This window comes from Draconibacterium mangrovi (assembly GCF_010586825.1).
Lineage (GTDB): Bacteria > Bacteroidota > Bacteroidia > Bacteroidales > Prolixibacteraceae > Draconibacterium > Draconibacterium mangrovi.
Genome location: NZ_JAAAGB010000004.1, coordinates 68294 through 85163 on the forward strand (window position 1 = coordinate 68294; position 16870 = coordinate 85163).

18 protein-coding genes are annotated in these 16870 nt (G+C 41.2%); 4 read left to right on the top strand and 14 right to left on the bottom strand.

The features are described from left to right. Nucleotides 1–62: 62 nt before the first annotated feature. The 10 genes from G4420_RS11920 to G4420_RS11965 all read right to left on the bottom strand — a co-directional run bounded on the left by G4420_RS11920 (nt 63) and on the right by G4420_RS11965 (nt 9614). A complete protein-coding gene (locus tag G4420_RS11920; protein WP_163323869.1) occupies nt 63–1244 on the bottom strand; it encodes an ATP-binding protein in 1182 nt (393 codons plus the stop codon). 147 nt (nt 1245–1391) lie between these two features. Then, nucleotides 1392–1964, bottom strand: coding sequence for an electron transport complex subunit RsxA (gene rsxA / locus G4420_RS11925; protein ID WP_038560862.1), 573 nt, complete (start codon nt 1962–1964; stop codon nt 1392–1394). Nucleotides 1965–1975: 11 nt separating this feature from the next. Beyond that, the gene (rsxE, locus tag G4420_RS11930) at nt 1976–2560 is read right to left on the bottom strand and encodes an electron transport complex subunit RsxE (RefSeq protein WP_163323870.1); all 585 of its coding nucleotides are present in this window, start codon (nt 2558–2560) and stop codon (nt 1976–1978) included. Nucleotides 2561–2569: 9 nt separating this feature from the next. Continuing rightward, nucleotides 2570–3187, bottom strand: a complete 618-nt coding sequence (locus tag G4420_RS11935) for an RnfABCDGE type electron transport complex subunit G (RefSeq protein ID WP_204273673.1) — start codon at nt 3185–3187, stop codon at nt 2570–2572. Beyond that, nucleotides 3174–4151 (bottom strand): RnfABCDGE type electron transport complex subunit D, encoded by a 978-nt coding sequence (locus G4420_RS11940; RefSeq protein ID WP_163323871.1) that lies wholly within the window; start codon nt 4149–4151, stop codon nt 3174–3176. The genes G4420_RS11935 and G4420_RS11940 overlap by 14 nt, the downstream gene beginning before the upstream one ends. Nucleotides 4152–4229: 78 nt before the next feature. Further along, nucleotides 4230–5561 carry an electron transport complex subunit RsxC gene (rsxC, locus tag G4420_RS11945; protein ID WP_163323872.1) on the bottom strand — a complete coding sequence of 444 codons (1332 nt, stop codon included), beginning with the start codon at nt 5559–5561 and terminating at the stop codon, nt 4230–4232. Nucleotides 5562–5567: 6 nt separating this feature from the next. Beyond that, the gene (locus tag G4420_RS11950; RefSeq protein ID WP_163323873.1) at nt 5568–6434 is read right to left on the bottom strand and encodes a Fe-S cluster domain-containing protein; all 867 of its coding nucleotides are present in this window, start codon (nt 6432–6434) and stop codon (nt 5568–5570) included. 3 nt (nt 6435–6437) lie between these two features. Continuing rightward, nucleotides 6438–6878: a SoxR reducing system RseC family protein gene (locus tag G4420_RS11955; protein WP_045033376.1), complete on the bottom strand. Its 441-nt coding sequence runs from the start codon at nt 6876–6878 to the stop codon at nt 6438–6440. A gap of 254 nt (nt 6879–7132) precedes the next feature. Continuing rightward, entirely contained in the window at nt 7133–9025 is a 1893-nt protein-coding gene (locus tag G4420_RS11960) for a monovalent cation:proton antiporter-2 (CPA2) family protein (RefSeq protein WP_163323874.1), read from the bottom strand. After that, nucleotides 9018–9614, bottom strand: a complete 597-nt coding sequence (locus G4420_RS11965; RefSeq protein WP_163323875.1) for an NAD(P)H-dependent oxidoreductase — start codon at nt 9612–9614, stop codon at nt 9018–9020. Before G4420_RS11965 ends, G4420_RS11960 begins: the two co-directional genes overlap by 8 nt. A 301-nt stretch (nt 9615–9915) precedes the next feature. On the opposite strand from G4420_RS11965, the gene G4420_RS11970 reads away from it, so the two are divergent. The 3 genes from G4420_RS11970 to G4420_RS11980 all read left to right on the top strand — a co-directional run bounded on the left by G4420_RS11970 (nt 9916) and on the right by G4420_RS11980 (nt 13153). Next, entirely contained in the window at nt 9916–11142 is a 1227-nt protein-coding gene (locus G4420_RS11970) for a bifunctional 3,4-dihydroxy-2-butanone-4-phosphate synthase/GTP cyclohydrolase II (RefSeq protein WP_163323876.1), read from the top strand. Nucleotides 11143–11221: 79 nt separating this feature from the next. Beyond that, nucleotides 11222–12769: an arylsulfatase gene (locus tag G4420_RS11975; protein ID WP_163323877.1), complete on the top strand. Its 1548-nt coding sequence runs from the start codon at nt 11222–11224 to the stop codon at nt 12767–12769. A gap of 93 nt (nt 12770–12862) precedes the next feature. Continuing rightward, nucleotides 12863–13153, top strand: a complete 291-nt coding sequence (locus G4420_RS11980) for a hypothetical protein (RefSeq protein ID WP_163323878.1) — start codon at nt 12863–12865, stop codon at nt 13151–13153. Nucleotides 13154–13207: 54 nt separating this feature from the next. Here the strand turns inward: G4420_RS11980 and G4420_RS11985 are convergent, their stop codons facing one another. The 4 genes from G4420_RS11985 to G4420_RS12000 all read right to left on the bottom strand — a co-directional run bounded on the left by G4420_RS11985 (nt 13208) and on the right by G4420_RS12000 (nt 15532). After that, nucleotides 13208–13678, bottom strand: coding sequence for a hypothetical protein (locus G4420_RS11985; protein ID WP_163323879.1), 471 nt, complete (start codon nt 13676–13678; stop codon nt 13208–13210). 6 nt (nt 13679–13684) lie between these two features. Further along, a complete protein-coding gene (locus G4420_RS11990) occupies nt 13685–14095 on the bottom strand; it encodes a hypothetical protein (RefSeq protein ID WP_163323880.1) in 411 nt (136 codons plus the stop codon). 94 nt (nt 14096–14189) lie between these two features. Next, a complete protein-coding gene (locus G4420_RS11995) occupies nt 14190–14738 on the bottom strand; it encodes an RNA polymerase sigma factor (RefSeq protein ID WP_163323881.1) in 549 nt (182 codons plus the stop codon). Between the two features lie 47 nt (nt 14739–14785). Beyond that, nucleotides 14786–15532 (bottom strand): NUDIX hydrolase, encoded by a 747-nt coding sequence (locus G4420_RS12000; protein WP_163323882.1) that lies wholly within the window; start codon nt 15530–15532, stop codon nt 14786–14788. Between the two features lie 167 nt (nt 15533–15699). Between G4420_RS12000 and ychF the strand changes: the two genes are divergently transcribed. Then, nucleotides 15700–16800, top strand: coding sequence for a redox-regulated ATPase YchF (gene ychF / locus G4420_RS12005; RefSeq protein WP_163323883.1), 1101 nt, complete (start codon nt 15700–15702; stop codon nt 16798–16800). Nucleotides 16801–16870 lie beyond the last annotated feature (70 nt).

Here is a 16870-nt window from a genome sequence, read left to right on the forward strand (position 1 = left end):
TATTCGTCTTTAATTTATTTAGTTTAAAATTGATATTCTAATCTTGATCCCGGATTCTGCAACTAGTACAGGAATCCAAAGAGCCATAGTGGAATTTTGTGTCCCTGGCCAACTTCAATTACATCAGCGGCGGCATAAATTCCTTTTTCGGGTTTCAGTTTCCGTCCGCCAACATTGAACTTGTATTTTCCGTTGACACAAAAATCGGCAACCGGCGATTTCGCCAGCTGGCATACATAGCCAACCTGGTTGTAAAAGAACGTTTGTCGAACCGTGGCTTTATCGTAATTATTCGGAGCAATAGCGTTTAGCAGGTTGGTGTTGTGCATGTACACTTTGTCCGGCTTTTTCATCTGGTCGTCATCACTTCCGCCGTTTTCATAAAGCAGGTTGATCAGTCGGGCATTTTTTAAATATTTCAGGTAATTCATAATTGTTGCACGCGACGTTTCAACCGAAGTAGCTAATTTACTAACATTTGGTGTAAAAGGCGTTTCAGAAGCGATGATGTGCAGCAGTTTTCTGAGTTTTGGGAGGTATTTAAATTCAATCTGGTTGATGTATGGAACATCGATCTCAAGGGCCAGGTTGATATTCTTTAACAACTTGTCGATATAAAAATTCGGATCGTGAATGTAGTAGGGGAAATAACCGTGTCGTAAATAATCGTCGAAATATGCCAGCGGTTTAATCTCGTCAACCACTTTTTGAGCAATTTCAATGTGGTTGTTCAGTATTTCCTCCAGGGTGTAAGTTGTAAAATTACTTCCTGTTTCATGATTCAGGTATTCGCGAAATGATAGTCCTTCGAGATGGTAAATGCTGGCCATTCCTTCCAAATCAGGATTATCTTCGGTAATACGCAACACCGGCGACGAAGTGAAAATGATCTTCAGGTCAGGAATTTCATCCAGACATTTGCGCAAATCGGCCGACCAGTCAGGGTATTTCTGAATCTGATCGAGCAACAGTAATTTTCCACCGCGTTTTGCAAATTCGTCGGCAAAAGAGCTGATCTTACGTTTGGTGAAATAGAAATTATTCAAATTAAGATACAGTACTTCGTTGCTGTCGGGGTGATACTTTTTTATATAGTCGAGCAAAAAAGTTGTTTTTCCAACACTCCTGAATCCTTTGATACAGATAAGCCTTTGGTTCCAATCGATATTGTTCATCAGCTCTCTCTGGATGGTATCTTTTGAACCCTGAAGTAATGACTTATGTACTTGTTGAAAAAATTCCAATGTTTACGATTTTAGATTAATATGAGCGATGTAGATTTTGCAATCTGTACATAGCAAATTTAATAAAATTGTGTAAGGCGTGCATGTTTATTTTGTCACTATGACAAAAATCATAAATGGTTAATATTGGGTTAATCTAGAACTAACTTACACTAAGCCAGAGAATCCCATAAAAGCCATTGCAAGAATACCGGCAGCAATTAACGCAATTGGAGTACCTTTTAAACCTTTTGGTACATTCTGCAGATCGAGGTGCTCGCGAATCCCTGCAAAGATGATCAGTGCCAATCCAAAACCAATGGCATGCGAAGTTGAAAAAATAACGCCTTCCAGCAGGTTAAATTCGTTTTGCACAGTAAGAATAGCAACACCTAAAATAGCACAGTTGGTAGTAATAAGCGGCAAGAAAATTCCCAGTGCCTGGTAGAGTGGAGGACTTACTTTTTTCAGAATGATCTCCACCATTTGCACCAACGATGCGATTACCAAAATAAAGGCTATGGTTTGCAAAAATCCTAAACCGAATTTTTCCAACACATAGTTTTGGATCAGGTAAGTTACAATTGTTGCCAAAATCATGACAAAGGCAACAGCGCCTGTCATACCAATACCGGTCGACACTTTTTTGGAAACACCCAAAAACGGGCAAATTCCCAAAAACTGCATTAAAACAATGTTGTTTACAAGTATGGCGCCTATTACAATTACTAAATAGTTCATCTTTTATCCTCCTAATTCTTTTTCATTCGGTTGATCAATGCAATCAGGTAACCAAGAACAATAAATGCTCCCGGGGCCAGCACAAATACAAGAGTTACATAGTTCTCGGGGTAAATGGTAATGTTGAATAATTTACCGCTTCCGAGAATTTCTCTGATACTTCCCAGTAAAACCAGGGCGAAAGTAAATCCTAAACCAATACCTATTCCGTCGATTGCTGAGGAGCCAACATTGTTTTTTGAGGCGAAAGCTTCGGCACGACCCAGTACGATACAGTTTACCACGATTAACGGAATAAACAGCCCGAGGCTTTTGTACAAAGCAGGAACAAAAGCCTGCATCAATAATTGTACAACCGTAACAAATGCGGCAATAATTACAATAAAACTCGGAATTCTGACTTTCTCAGGAATGGCATTCTTTACCAACGAGATAACGATGTTCGACATCATTAAAACAAAGGTTGTTGCAAGACCCATTCCCAGCCCGTTAATGGCCGACGATGTTACCCCAAGAGTAGGGCACATTCCGAGTACCAGAACAAATACCGGATTTTCCTTTATAAAACCTTTTGTAAAATTTTTCCACTGATTCATAACACGAAATTATTGTCCGGAATCTCCGGTGGTTTTATTGTTTTCGTAAGTACTGTATGCTCTTTTTAATGCATCAAGAAAAGCGCGAGAGCTAATTGTAGAGGCGGTAATCGCATCGATGTCTCCTCCGTCTTTCGAAACGGTGAAATTGGTCGTTTCAGGGTTTTTACCGATTACGTACTGGTTTGGTTTTTCAGGATTGTTGAACCACACCGACATTTTAGAACCCAACCCGGGAGTTTCGGCATGTTCCAAAACGGAGTAACCCGAAAAGTTACCGTCTTTGTCAATACCGGCCATAATGGAAATAAATCCGCTAAAACCACTTTTTGTATAGGTTTTTATGGCTGTTCCAACCAGTTCTCCATTTTTATAGGCCGGGAAAAATTCCAGTGAGTCTTGTCCTTCTCCCGGACTAAACACCATTGTTTCTCCCAACTCGTCAAATTCGGGCAATACCGTTTTAATTGCCTCGGTTTGTGCTTTTAATTTTGCTACCTCGATCGGGCCTTTTGTAAAATCGTATACAAAACCCAAAACTGCCGCCGCAATACCTGTTACCAGAACAAGCGTAAGCACCATATTTATAAAACTCGATTCTCGTTTTGCCATTTTACTGTCCTCCAAATCGTTTAGGTTTAATATACATGTTGATCAGTGGCACAAACGCATTCATAATCAGAATTGCGAACGAAATTCCTTCGGGGTAAGCGCCAAACATACGAATAGAGATCGTGATCAACCCAATTCCAATTCCGTAGATCAGTTGTCCTTTTCCGGTCATTGGAGAAGTTACCATATCGGTGGCCATAAATATGGCTCCCAACATTAAACCTCCTGTAAAAATGTGGTAAACCGGGTTTACATACATTTCCGGATTTACCACCCAGAAAATGCCCGAAACCACCAAAACAGTAAGTATAATCGATACCGGCGTTTGCCAGGTTATTACTTTTTTCCAAAGCATGTAAAGGCCTCCAAGAACCAGCAGCAGCGCTGATATCTCGCCCATTGAACCGTGGTTGAAACCAATGGCCATGTCGGATAAGTTGGGCAGTCTCTGAAGTTGCGAAACCGGAATGCCGTTTTTAATACCTTCTTTAATAATGGCAAGTGGTGTGGCTGCCGAAACAGCATCAACTTCCATCATTCGTGTTACGGGCCACGATGTCATTTGTACCGGGAACGAGATCAACAGGAAAACCCTGCCAACCAGTGCCGGGTTAAACACGTTTGATCCTAAACCGCCGAACGAAAGTTTGCCGACTCCCATGGCTGCAATCGCACCAATTATAATGATCCACCAGGGAAGACTTGCCGGCACGTTAAAAGCCAAAAGTACACCGGTGATCAATGCCGATCCGTCGGTAATACTTGGTTTTGCCTTCATTATATATTTTTGAATGAGGAATTCGACGGCCAGACAGGACAGAACTGATAATAGTCCAATCCGAACGGCATCGAGGCCAAACATATAAATACCCCAGATCATGGCCGGAATCATCGCATATACCACCCGAAGCATAATCTTCTGGGTTGATTCGCTCGAATGAACGTGCGGTGATGGTGAAACTGTTAATAATTTACTCATTACTCAGTTGTTTGTTTTTCTTTCTTCTTGTCATTTCAATCCGCCGGTTGACGGACAGCATGACGATTGGTTTGATTTTTATTTTTTACGTGAACGAATCATCGCTCCAACTTTCCCTTTTCCAAAACGGATATAATCGAGCAACGGACGGCTTGATGGACAGGTGTAACTACACGAGCCACACTCGATACAATCCATAATGCGTTCGTTTTCTGCACGCTCGAAAATTTGTTTTTCACCCAAAGTCATCAGCAGGTAAGGTTCCAGTCCCATCGGGCAAACCGATGTACAACGCGAGCAGCGAATACAAGCTTGTATTTCTTCGCGTTTACTTTCTTCTTTTTGCATCAGAAGAAGTCCTGAAGTACCTTTTGTTACCGGAACATCGAGCGATGCAATGGCGCGTCCCATCATTGGGCCACCACTGATAATTTTTCCTGTATTTTCAGGAAGACCACCGGCTGCTTCTATCAACTCGGAAGTAGCAGTACCAACCCGAACCATAAAGTTCGATGGTTTTTCAACGCCTTTTCCGGTTACGGTAACTACGCGCTCAAACAATGGTTTATTTTTCTGAATGGCTTCGTAAACGGCAAAGGCAGTACCTACGTTGCTTACCACTGCACCAACTGCAATTGGCAGAGCTCCCGAAGGAACTTCTTTTCCTGTAACAGCATTGATGAGTTGTTTTTCACCCCCCTGCGGGTATTGTACTTTAAGCGCCTGAACGCTCACTCCGTTATAGGCAGCGCATTTTTCATTTAGCAGTTTAATGGCATCTGGCTTGTTGTTTTCAATACCGATAACGGCTTTATCAACGCCCATTGCTTTCATCAGCAACTGGATTCCCACCATAATTTCGTCGGCTTTTTCCAACATCAAACGGTGGTCCGATGTAAGGTAAGGTTCGCACTCCACACCATTAATCAACAGCACTTCGGCTTTCATACCTTTTGGCGGTACCAGTTTAACGTGGGTAGGGAAGGTTGCACCACCCAAACCTACGATTCCGGCTTCCTGTATCTTTTTAACGATTTCAGGTCCGTCAACTGAAATTTCCTTTACTAAATCTTCCGAGCGGTCGATGCCTTCCATCCACTCATCGCCTTCAACGGTAATAAAAATACCTTGCTTCGGATAACCCGAACTGTCGGCTGAAAAATCAACCTTGGTAACTTTTCCTGATACCGATGAATGAATGTTTGTAGAAACAAAACTGCTACTTTGCGCAATTACCTGTCCTACTTTTACCTCGTCGCCCTTTTTTACCACCGGAGTAGCCGGCGCACCAATGTGCTGAGCTACCGGAATAAAAACTGTTTTTGGAAGTGGCAGGACCTCAATCTTTTTATCTTTCGATAATTTATTTTCGGGAGGATGTACTCCGCCAATTTTGAACGTCTTCAACATCCTGTATTAATTTACTGGTTCAGTTTCTTTTTTTTCTTCTGGTTTTACTTTCCTCGGAGGAAAGTTCTCTTCGATGATGGCACCGGTTGGGCAAACGGCCACACATTTGCGGCACAGTTTACACTTGTCGGAATCAATATATGCCAGATTGTTTTCCATGGTAATGGCATCAAACGGACATTCTTTGAAACATTTGCTACAGCCGATACATGCAACGCTACAAGCTTTTTTCGCTACGCCACCTTTATCCTGATTGCGGCACGATACCACCACTTTGCGGTTTTTAGGCATCTTTTTGCGCAACTCGATCAGGTTTTTCGGACAAGCGTCAACGCAAGCTCCGCAGGCCACACATTTATCGTCGATGATTTGCGGAACACCAAGGTCGGAACGCAGTTCGATAGCATCGAAATCGCAGGCATCAAAACAATCGCCATAACCCAAACATCCAAACTGGCAATCGCTTTCGCCACTGTAAACCGATGATGCAATGGCGCAGGTAGTTGCCCCGTTGAAACTGCTGGTTTTAGGGCGGTGATCGCAGGTTCCGTTACAACGAATGTAAGCCACACGCGGATCTTTTTTAACGGCCTCAAGCCCCAGGATAGAAGCCACGTTGCTCATGGTTTCGTTTCCGCCAACCGGGCAGTTTAAATCGCCCAATGCACTCGCTTTTACACAGGCTTCGGCAAAAGCTCTACAGCCAGCATATCCACAACCTCCGCAGTTAGCTCCCGGCAATGCTTCGTCAACATCGTCGATGCGCGGATCTTCAATTACTTTGAATTTCTGTGCCACAAAATATAGTATTACCGCTGCTGCGGCGCCAATTACGGCTAATGTGGCAATTGTATATACAACCGTGATACTCATGTTTTAATTGGTTTCTTCGAGTTCGAATTTCAATACTTTTTTTAATAAATGCCTAAAAAAATATAATGTTATATAGTATGGTACCAGAATGAATAAGGAAAGAAGCCCCGATTTTAGTTCGTCGCCGGTAACTTCAAGTGCAATGATTAAAGTGCCCAACACAACAAAAAACGGAATTACATAACCCCAGATAAGTGCGGTAAAACCTTTTGATTGTTTAAAAAGAATGGTAACCTCGTCGCCAATTTTGTAGCTGCCTTTATATTCGCTTACCTCAATTTCCTTGTCCTGAAAATCGGAAACTGAACAGGCGCCCTGTGCGTGACAAGTTGAGCAGGCCGACTGGCTTACAATATTCACAGTAAGCGAAGCATCTTTTATTGCTTTAACAAATCCCTTATGTCTAATTATAGATTCCGTAGCTGTAAATTTTGCTATTTGCAGATGGCAAAACTATATAATAAATTGAATCTCGAAATGACAGAAAAACAATTTTTCTGAAAACAGGGCTATTTATAAGTAGTCTAATTTAGATTGTCGAACCTTTCGATAATTAGTTCGAAAAAGTAAGGAAGTACGTTCTGAATTTAAGTTCAGATTTAAAGTGTAAAGTGGTCTTTAATGCTTGGATTTGTGTTATAAAAGAAAAGTTTTACAATTGTCTGGCAGACGTGTTCTACCCAAAAAAATGGGAAAAACTACTCTTCCTTTTTTGCTTCATCTTTCAGCGAATCCACATCCCATGCACAATCGGTTTCATGAATGGAATAGTTTTTTTCAGCCTGCAAGGTTTCTTTTACTTGTTCTGCAAAACGACGGGTTTCCTGAATGAACTTGCCCTGATCTTCCAGCCAGTGTTGATAGAGTTCTTCAGTAACCTGGTCTTCGTGATGTTTAAAAGTGCGGGTAGCCCGGTAGGCTTCGTATTTCGAAAATCCCAGTTCAATCAATGCGTCGTTTCCCAATTCGGCGGCTGAATGAAAGTTTTCGCGTTGTACCTTATTGATGTTTAAATTCAGGTATTCAAACACATGAAAAATATCTTTGGCACGCGCCAGTATTTTTACATGCGTGTATTTTTTACGAACAATCTCTGCCACTTTTAACGCGTTTTCATGCTCGGCCATACTGAGAATCAGCAAACGGGCATTTTCAATTCCTGCTTTTTCGAGCATTGTAGGGCGGGTAATGTCTCCAAAATACAGCTTGAAACCATATTTACGCAGTGTTTCAACGTTTGACGGATTATTATCGAGGATGGTGACTTTTATTCCGTTTGCCAGTAAAATCCGGCCAACTGTTAGTCCAAATCGCCCGAAACCTGCAAGAATTACAGGTGTTTCTTCATCCTCAATATCATCGTATTCCAGTTTGTTTTGCCAGCGAGCCAAAATAGGGCTCACCGCTTTGTCGTTAAAAATTAGCAGTAGTGGCGAAATGGCCATCGACAAGGTAACTACCAGCAAAAGCATGCCCGAAGTTTGTTCGTCGAACAGTTTGTTTTGTTTCGAGAAGGAGATAAGTACAAAAGCAAATTCGCTGGCCTGTGCCAACAGAAATGCAAAAAGAAACTCAAAACCTTTTTTTAGCCGGAATATTCTGCCCAATATCAACAGAACCACAAACTTTATAAAAATAAGGAGGAGCACAAACAGAATGATTACCCATGGATCTTCAATAAGCAGGTTGAAGTTGATACCGGCCCCCACAGAAATAAAAAAGAGTCCAAGCAGTAATCCTTTAAACGGATCGATGGTTGTTTCCAGCTCGTGGCGGTATTCGCTGTCGGCCAGAACAACACCGGCGATAAAAGTTCCAAGTGCGGGTGATAATCCAATGGCATCCATCCCAAGAGCAGTTCCAATTACCATAAGCAGTGCCAGGGCTACAAAAACCTCGTGTAGACCGGTTTCGGCAACCAGGCGGAAAATATGGCGCGCGGCAAATCGGCCAATAATAACCAAAACTGAAATAGCTCCAATAATAATTAATAATTGCAGCCAGCCGGGCAATTGTGCAACCTGTCCAATACTGTTAATCGACGTATCGGAAAGATCGGCCGGTGTTCCCAGAGTGGCTATAATTGGAAGTAATGCAAGTATTGGAATAACCGCCATATCCTGAAACAACAAAACAGAAAAAGCCGATCGCCCGGCAATGTTACGCATTAATCCTTTTTCGCTTAAAGTTTGTAATACAATTGCTGTTGACGAAAGTGCAAGAATAAGCCCGATTGCCACCGCCCTGTTTAGCTGGAAGTTGAGCAGCAGAGCTACTCCCGTAATTATTCCGGCAGTAATAATAACTTGTAATCCCCCGAGTCCAAAAATGGAACGCCGCATTTTCCACAATAGTTTGGGCTCCAGTTCAAGACCAATAATAAAAAGCATAAGCACAACTCCAAACTCGGCAAAATGCATCACTTCTCCGGCTTCGTTGCCTACCAATCGTAACACAAATGGTCCGATAATAATTCCGGCGAGCAGGTAACCCAGCACCGAACCAAGACCCAGTTTTTTTGCAATAGGAACAGAAACTACTGCTGCACCAAGGTAAATTAAGGCGTTTAAAAAGAATTCCTGATTATGCATCGCGCTTAATTATTTCGTTCATATACTCCATTGTGTTCAGTTGTTCCGAATCAATCTCGTTATCGCGAAGCATAGTTATAACCTTACGATAATCGTCGGCAAATTTTTTTATGTCATCTCTGCTTAGGGTATGCGAACCGTGCACTACAAAAGGCGGGAGGTTTTCCATCCGGCAAAGACTGGCAGATTGTATAAAAGGTGCTAAAAACTGGTTTATGGTATACCGGTTTTTTCCCTCGGCACTGTATACTTCTTTTCTTCCGCCGGTTGAAATGCACGACATGGCCCATTTACCTTCCAAAGCCCGCCCGTGTGTACCATAAGCAAAGCCATGTTGCAAGACCAAATCCATCCACTCTTTAATGATGGCCGGAGCACTGTACCAGTAGAACGGATGTTGCCAGATTATAATATCGTGCTCGGTAAGCAGTTTCTGTTCAACAGGCACATCAATAAAAAAATCGGGATACTTTTCGTACAAATTATTAACGGTAACGCCATCCAGATCTTTAATAGCTTCCATTAGCATTTTATTGATGAGCGACTTGTGAAAAGCCGGATGTGCAAAAAGTATTAATATTTTTTTCATAGATAAATTCTGTTAAAACTGAAAAGAGATGATTAAAAATCTCAAACAAATTTCAGAATGACAATGTTGTCAGGTACTAATATCAGCTTTTATGAGCAACTATAAAAGCATAAATACCCGGAAAACAAAAAAGTTTACGTTTTTCTATTTGAATTTTGAATTTATCGATTTTGTAAATAAAAAATGCTGTAATTCAGTGTCTACATAGTGTTGTTAATGTTATTTCACGCAAATGATATCAAAAAGTCATGAAACCGTTTCAGAAAACTTTGTAATTTTGCGGCTGATTTAAAGGACAGATATGACAGAAATTAAGCTTAACACAATTCCTGAAGCCATTGCTGCTATACAGAGAGGTGAAATGGTAATTGTTGTTGATGATGAAGATAGAGAGAACGAAGGTGATCTAATTGTTGCCTCGGAATTGATCACCACTGAAATCGTAAATTTTATGGCATCGCAGGCCCGGGGCCTTATTTGCGTAGCATTAACAGAGGACCGTTGCAAGGAACTGGAGCTGGAATTAATGGTGGGTAAAAACACTTCGGCCAATGAAACGGCTTTTACTGTTTCGGTTGATGCGATACACCCTGAAGTAACAACAGGTATTTCTGCTGCCGACCGGGCAATTACCATAAAAATGCTGGTTGATAAAAAAACCAGACCGGAACAATTGGGCCGTCCGGGGCATATTTTTCCTTTAAAAGCAATGGAACGTGGGGTGTTGCGTCGCACCGGACACACCGAAGCAGCTGTTGACCTTGCTCGTTTAGCCGGTTTAAAACCTTCGGGTGTGCTGGTTGAAATTATGAACGACGACGGAACAATGGCCCGTTTGCCACAATTGTATGAGTTTGCTCAGAAACATAAGCTGAAGCTGATAACCATCAAAGACCTGATTTCTTTCCTGTTCCAGAGCGAAAGCCTGATTGAAAGAGGAGAAGAAGTGGCTTTGCCAACTGATTACGGCGATTTCAGAATCGTTCCTTTCCGTCAGAAATCGAATGGTGCCGAACATGTTGCTTTGATAAAAGGTGAGTGGGAGCCAAACGAGCCAATTATGGTTCGTGTGCACTCGTCGTGTATGACCGGCGATATTTTTGGATCAATGCGTTGCGAATGTGGCGACCAGCTGCATAGCTCGATGGAAATGATTGAAAAAGCCGGCAAAGGTGTTATCGTTTACATGATGCAGGAAGGACGAGGCATTGGGCTGCTGAATAAAATTGCTGCATACAAGCTTCAGGACCAGGGAATGGATACAGTTGAAGCCAATCTTCATCTTGGATTTAAGGCCGATGAACGTGATTATGGTGTGGGCGCACAAATTTTATGTAATCTTGGAGTTACCAAAATGCGTTTGCTAACCAATAATCCGGTTAAACGTGTTGGTTTGGAAGGTTATGGATTGGAAGTAAAAGAGATTGTTCCAATAGAAATTGCTCCAAACGAGCACAATCAGCGTTACATGAAAACCAAGCGCGACCGGATGGGGCATCACCTCCGAAAGTTTAACTACGATAAATAAATTTGTACTTTGTAAAAAAATTACAAAGTGACTTGATAGATAGAATTTCATGATTAGATTTGTAGCATAAATCTAATCTATGAAACATCTATTATTACTTGCGTTTTTGTTTTTCGCGGTGGCACTCAATGCCACAGAAAAAGGAACACAACCACACATTATTTTTATTATCACCGACCAGCAACGAGCCGATGCACTGGGCTGCATGGGCAATACTGCTGTAATATCGCCTAATATCGATAAACTTGCTGAGACAGGCGCTACCTTTGTAAATGCCTATTCGTCGGTACCAAGTTGTACGCCGGCGCGGACGGGTTTGCTAACGGGTTTATCGCCCTGGCATCACGGAATGTTAGGCTACGGCCGTGTAGCCCGTAAATACAAATACGAAATGCCACGCATGTTGCGCGAAGCGGGTTACTACACTTTTGGTATTGGCAAAATGCACTGGTTTCCGCAGAAAGCTTTGCACGGATTTCACGGAACGCTGGTGGATGAAAGCGGCCGGGTAGAGCAGGACGGATTTGTTAGCGATTACCGCGACTGGTTTAAATTACAGGCTCCCGGCGAAGATCCCGATAAGACTGGGATTGGCTGGAACGAACACAGTTCAGGCGTTTATCAGCTCGACGAAAAATTGCATCCAACCTACTGGACCGGTCAAACTGCTGTTGAGCTAATCGAAAATTACAATCAGGATAAACCTCTTTTTCTTAAAGTATCATTTGCTCGTCCGCACAGCCCGTACGATCCGCCACAACGTTTTCTCGATTTGTACAAAGATGTTCAGATTCCTGCACCGTATATAGGTGAGTGGGACGAACAATACGAAGGTTTGGAAGGAGGTAAAGAAGCAGCTTTTGGCGATTTTGGAGTTGACCATGTCATTGAAAGCCGGCGACATTATTACGCCAGCATCACCTATATTGACGAGATGGTTGGAAAGATTATCCAAATGCTAAAAGATAAAGGGATGTACGAAAACACGCTTATTTGTTTCACATCCGACCATGGCGACATGCTGGGCGACCATTACCACTGGCGAAAAACCTATGCCTACGAAGGTTCATCAAATATTCCCTTTATCGTGAAATGGCCCGATTCTTTCAAAGGACAATTAGCGCCCGGAACAAAATTGGAACAGGTTATTGAGCTGCGCGATTTTCTGCCTACATTTTTAGATGCTGCCGGCGAAGAAATTCCTGACGATATGGATGGCCTTTCCGTTCTCGATTTAATAAAAGATCCGCAAACTACGTGGAGAAATTACATCGATTTGGAACATGCCACCACCTACAGCCAGGAAAACTATTGGTGCGCCTTAACTGATGGCACCTGGAAATATATCTGGTTTTTCCGAACCGGAAAGGAACAGCTTTTTAACCTGAAAACTGATCCGGGAGAACAAAACGATCTGTCTTCCACAAATTCGGAAGTAACAGAAAACTGGCGCCAAAAGATGGTTGATCATCTATCCGAAAGGGGAGACGGATTTGTAAAGGCCGGGAAGCTGGTTCAGCGATCAGAGACTTTATTGTACAGTCCGAATTACCCAACAGACGATCGTATGCCGAATGAGCTGATTCAGGACTGGAGATTAGAGTATAAAGGGGTGGACGAGGATTAAATCCCGGAGTTACGAAAAAACTTCATTCAACTATTTTGTTTATTTACGAAAAGAAATCCCTACATTTCGTTACACTTTTTAAACTCAAAAAATATGGATGGAAAAACAAAAGCAATCGTAGCCCACATCTTCTGGGTGGGTTGGATTATTGCATTAATTGTAAATTCGAATGACAGAGATGAACTGGCAAGTTTTTATATCAGGCAAATGTTAGGGATTTGGCTGTTTTCGGTTGTTATATCTTTAATTCCTCCTTTTATTGCGATCGGATGGATTATTACGCTGGTTTTCTGGATTATTAGTTTAATTGGAGCAATAAACGGGGAAATGAAAGAAATTCCCTGGATCGGAAAATATTTTCAGGATTGGTTTAAAGCATTGTAATTAAAAAAATAGCTATAAAGAAAAAGACAGGTTTTTGGCCTGTCTTTTTTATGCTTAATTATTGTCGTTGTTTTCCCTGTTCCTATCGCGGTATTTGCGGAACATATGAATGCGGAAATCATATTCCATTTTGTAAAGTTTTATAACTTTTAACGGTGGCAGAATTTTAAGAAATTCTTCGTTGTATTTCTCCCGTACCTCTGCTTCCGTTTTTCCTAATGCAACGTGTTCGCGAGTTAGTTTAATCAATTCCTTGTCCGACAGGTTTTCATCCACATTTCTCACCTTATCTTCCAGCTCGTGGCGTTTTTGCTGAAAATCAAACATCTCTTTTTCCATCTGATTGTATACCGGCCAGAATTTTTGTGCTTCTTCAGGGGTGAAATCAAGGTTGGTGGTGAAAAAGGCTACCTTTTCGTTACGGTAACGTTCCCAGCGATCATTATCATCATTTCTTTGCGCGTTTGCCTGTGTTTGGGTAAAAATCAACAATCCTACTGTTAATATTGCAATTAGCTGTCTCATATTACTTTACTCTTCTGTATATTCAAAAATTTCGTATGCGTTAAAATTGGAGCTGACGTATGCAAGCAAATCATCGTCGCTAAATGTTTCGTCGTTATCGTCGTTATTCAGTAATGAGAAGAACGAGGACTCGTCGAGACCCTCCAAAATAGAATGCATTTCATTATCGGAATAGTTCGTTGACGCAATTGTTTCAATAACCTGTTCCTGAGGTATAAAGGTTTTAATGGGGATGTATACCAGCATAAATATGATAGCAAAACTGGCAGCAAGACCAAGTGCAGGCTTTAAAAGATTGATAATTTTAAAATCCTTATCGTTGGCCACATGTTTTTCCGCTTCAATTTGCATTTGCATACGTGCGGAAAAATCGTCGAAATAATGTTTCGGAGTCCCAAATGGGTTCTCCTTCTTCATTTTCGACAAATTTGGTGCTATGTTCTTCAATTCTTCCATTGCGGCATTTTTAACTATTGACTATATCTTATATAAAAGGTTTAAAAACAAACTATTAATCTGTGCTCTTTAAGTACTCTTCAATCTTTTTAGCTGCATGATGATAAGAGGCTTTTAACGCTCCAACCGATGTGTCGAGTATTTCCGACATTTCATCGTATTTCAGATCATCAAAATATTTCATATTAAAAACGATGCGTTGCTTCTCTGGTAAACGTAAGATTGCTTTCTGTAGTTTTAACTGAATTTCATCTCCTTCGAAATAAGGATCGGAAGTAAGATTATCCATCAAAAACTCGCTGGCATCGTTCATCGGCATAAAGCTCTTTTTCTTTTTCGAATTGATAAACGTGATCGATTCGTTGGTGGCAATACGATACAGCCAGGTAAACAGGCTCGACTCTTCGCGAAAATTATCAATACTGCGCCACACTTTTAAAAAAGTATTCTGCAAAACATCGTCAGCGTCGTCATGGTTCATAACGATTTTTCGGATATGCCAATACAATCGCTCCTGGTAAGTACCTACGAGTTGATGAAAAGCAAGATCGCGCTTGTTTACATCCTTTAAATCGGCAATGATATTTTTATCCGTCCCTTGCATGAAGCTACCAATCAGACATTATCTGCCGGCAAAGGTTTAAAAAAAAATCAGATTCTGAAGTTTAATCCTTCTTCTTTTAATTTGTTGTAAACATCAAGATCGAAAGAATACAGTTTTGCCGCCCGGTGTGCAACGTTAGTTTGTTTTTCTCCGGTATCGATCAGCAGACCCATATTTTGAATTTTCTTTCTGAAATTGCGTGTATCAAGTGTGGTATCAAGAATGACTTCGTAAAGGGTTTGCAGTTCCGTTAGCGTAAATTTATCGGGAAGCATCTGAAATCCTACCGGGTGATATTTTACCTCGGAACGTAGTTTTTTTAAGGCTTCTTCGATAATTACTTTATGGTCGAAAACCAATTTCGGAAGCTTGTCAATCCTGAACCACTTTAACACTTTTGCCATTTCTGATTGGCGTAGATCGTGATATTCCGGGTTAATAATGGCATAGTAGGCTGTTGTTAAAACGCGCGAAAAAGGAACACGCTCTAACTTTCCGAAAGTTTTTACCTGGTTGAGGTAAACATTTTCGAGACCGGTAGTTTTCGATAGAATAAATTTGGCATATTCATCAATATCTTCATCTTCGGGCAGATGAGATCCAATTAAAGCCCAGTAATCTTGCCCGGTGTGCATTGGGTTTTTGGTGAAGAGGACTTCAACTTCCTCGTAGTTGTCTTTTTCGCTAAAAAAACGTTTGGCAACATCCGAATCCGATTGCCAAAGAAGAACACACAGTTTGTTGTCTTTAAAGCCAAAAATTACACAGTCAATAGATAGATGTCGTAGTATCATAAGTTAAATGTTTCCACAAATGTAGTTACTGATTTCATAAAAAACCAATATTAACCTTGTGAAATGTACAATAAGCCCTGTTTTATTGAAGAAAAAGTATGCTAAAACATCAATTTTTAAATAGCAAAAATAAATTACCTTTGCACCGCAATTTTTAAATAAGTAAAATGGCTTTAAAATGTGGTATTGTTGGTTTGCCAAACGTCGGAAAATCAACATTGTTTAATTGTTTGTCGAGTGCAAAGGCACAATCAGCAAATTTTCCTTTTTGTACAATCGAACCCAACTTAGGGGTGATAACTGTACCCGACGAAAGATTAACAAAATTAGAGGAATTGGTAAAACCGCAACGTGTGGTTCCAACAACGGTTGAAATTGTCGATATCGCCGGATTGGTTCGCGGGGCAAGTAAAGGAGAAGGTTTGGGTAATAAATTCCTTGGTAATATTCGCGAAACCGATGCGATTATTCACGTATTGCGTTGTTTCGAGAACGAAAATATTACGCACGTTGATGAAACAATCAATCCGGTACGCGATAAGGAGACCATTGATATTGAACTTCAGTTGAAAGACCTGGAAACTGTAGAAAGCCGTATTACTAAAGTTGAAAAACAGGCACGTACCGGAAACGATCCGGAAGCCAAACGTATGTTCCGCATTCTTTCAAAATACAAAGAGGTTTTGATGGAAGGAAAATCGGCACGTACGGTTGACGTTGATCCATCGGATGCAGCGGCTGTAAAAAGCCTTGAGTTACTGACAAACAAACCAATTCTGTATGTTTGTAATGTTGACGAGCCTGCCGTAATTAAAGGAAATGCACACGTTGAAGCCGTAAAAGAAGCCATTAAAGATGAGAATTCGGAAATGCTGATGATTGCAGCAGCAACCGAAGCTGATATTGCTGAGTTGGATGATTTTGAAGAGCGCCAAATGTTTTTGGATGATCTTGGATTAAAAGAAGCCGGAGTTAGCAAACTGATTAAATCAGCCTATAAATTGCTTCAGTTGGAAACATATTTTACTGCCGGTGTAAAAGAAGTGCGTGCATGGACTTACCACAAAGGAAGCAAAGCGCCACAGGCAGCCGGAGTAATCCACTCTGATTTCGAAAAAGGATTTATTCGTGCCGAGGTGATTAAATACAACGATTTTATAACTTTAGGATCAGAGCTGGCCTGTAAAGAGGCCGGAAAAATGTCGGTTGAAGGAAAAGATTATGTTGTAACCGATGGCGATATAATGCACTTCAGGTTTAATGTTTAAAAAGCCTGAAGTCGGGAGACCGAAGTCGAAAGAAAAGGCGTGGAAGATATATCTTTCACGCCTTTTCTTA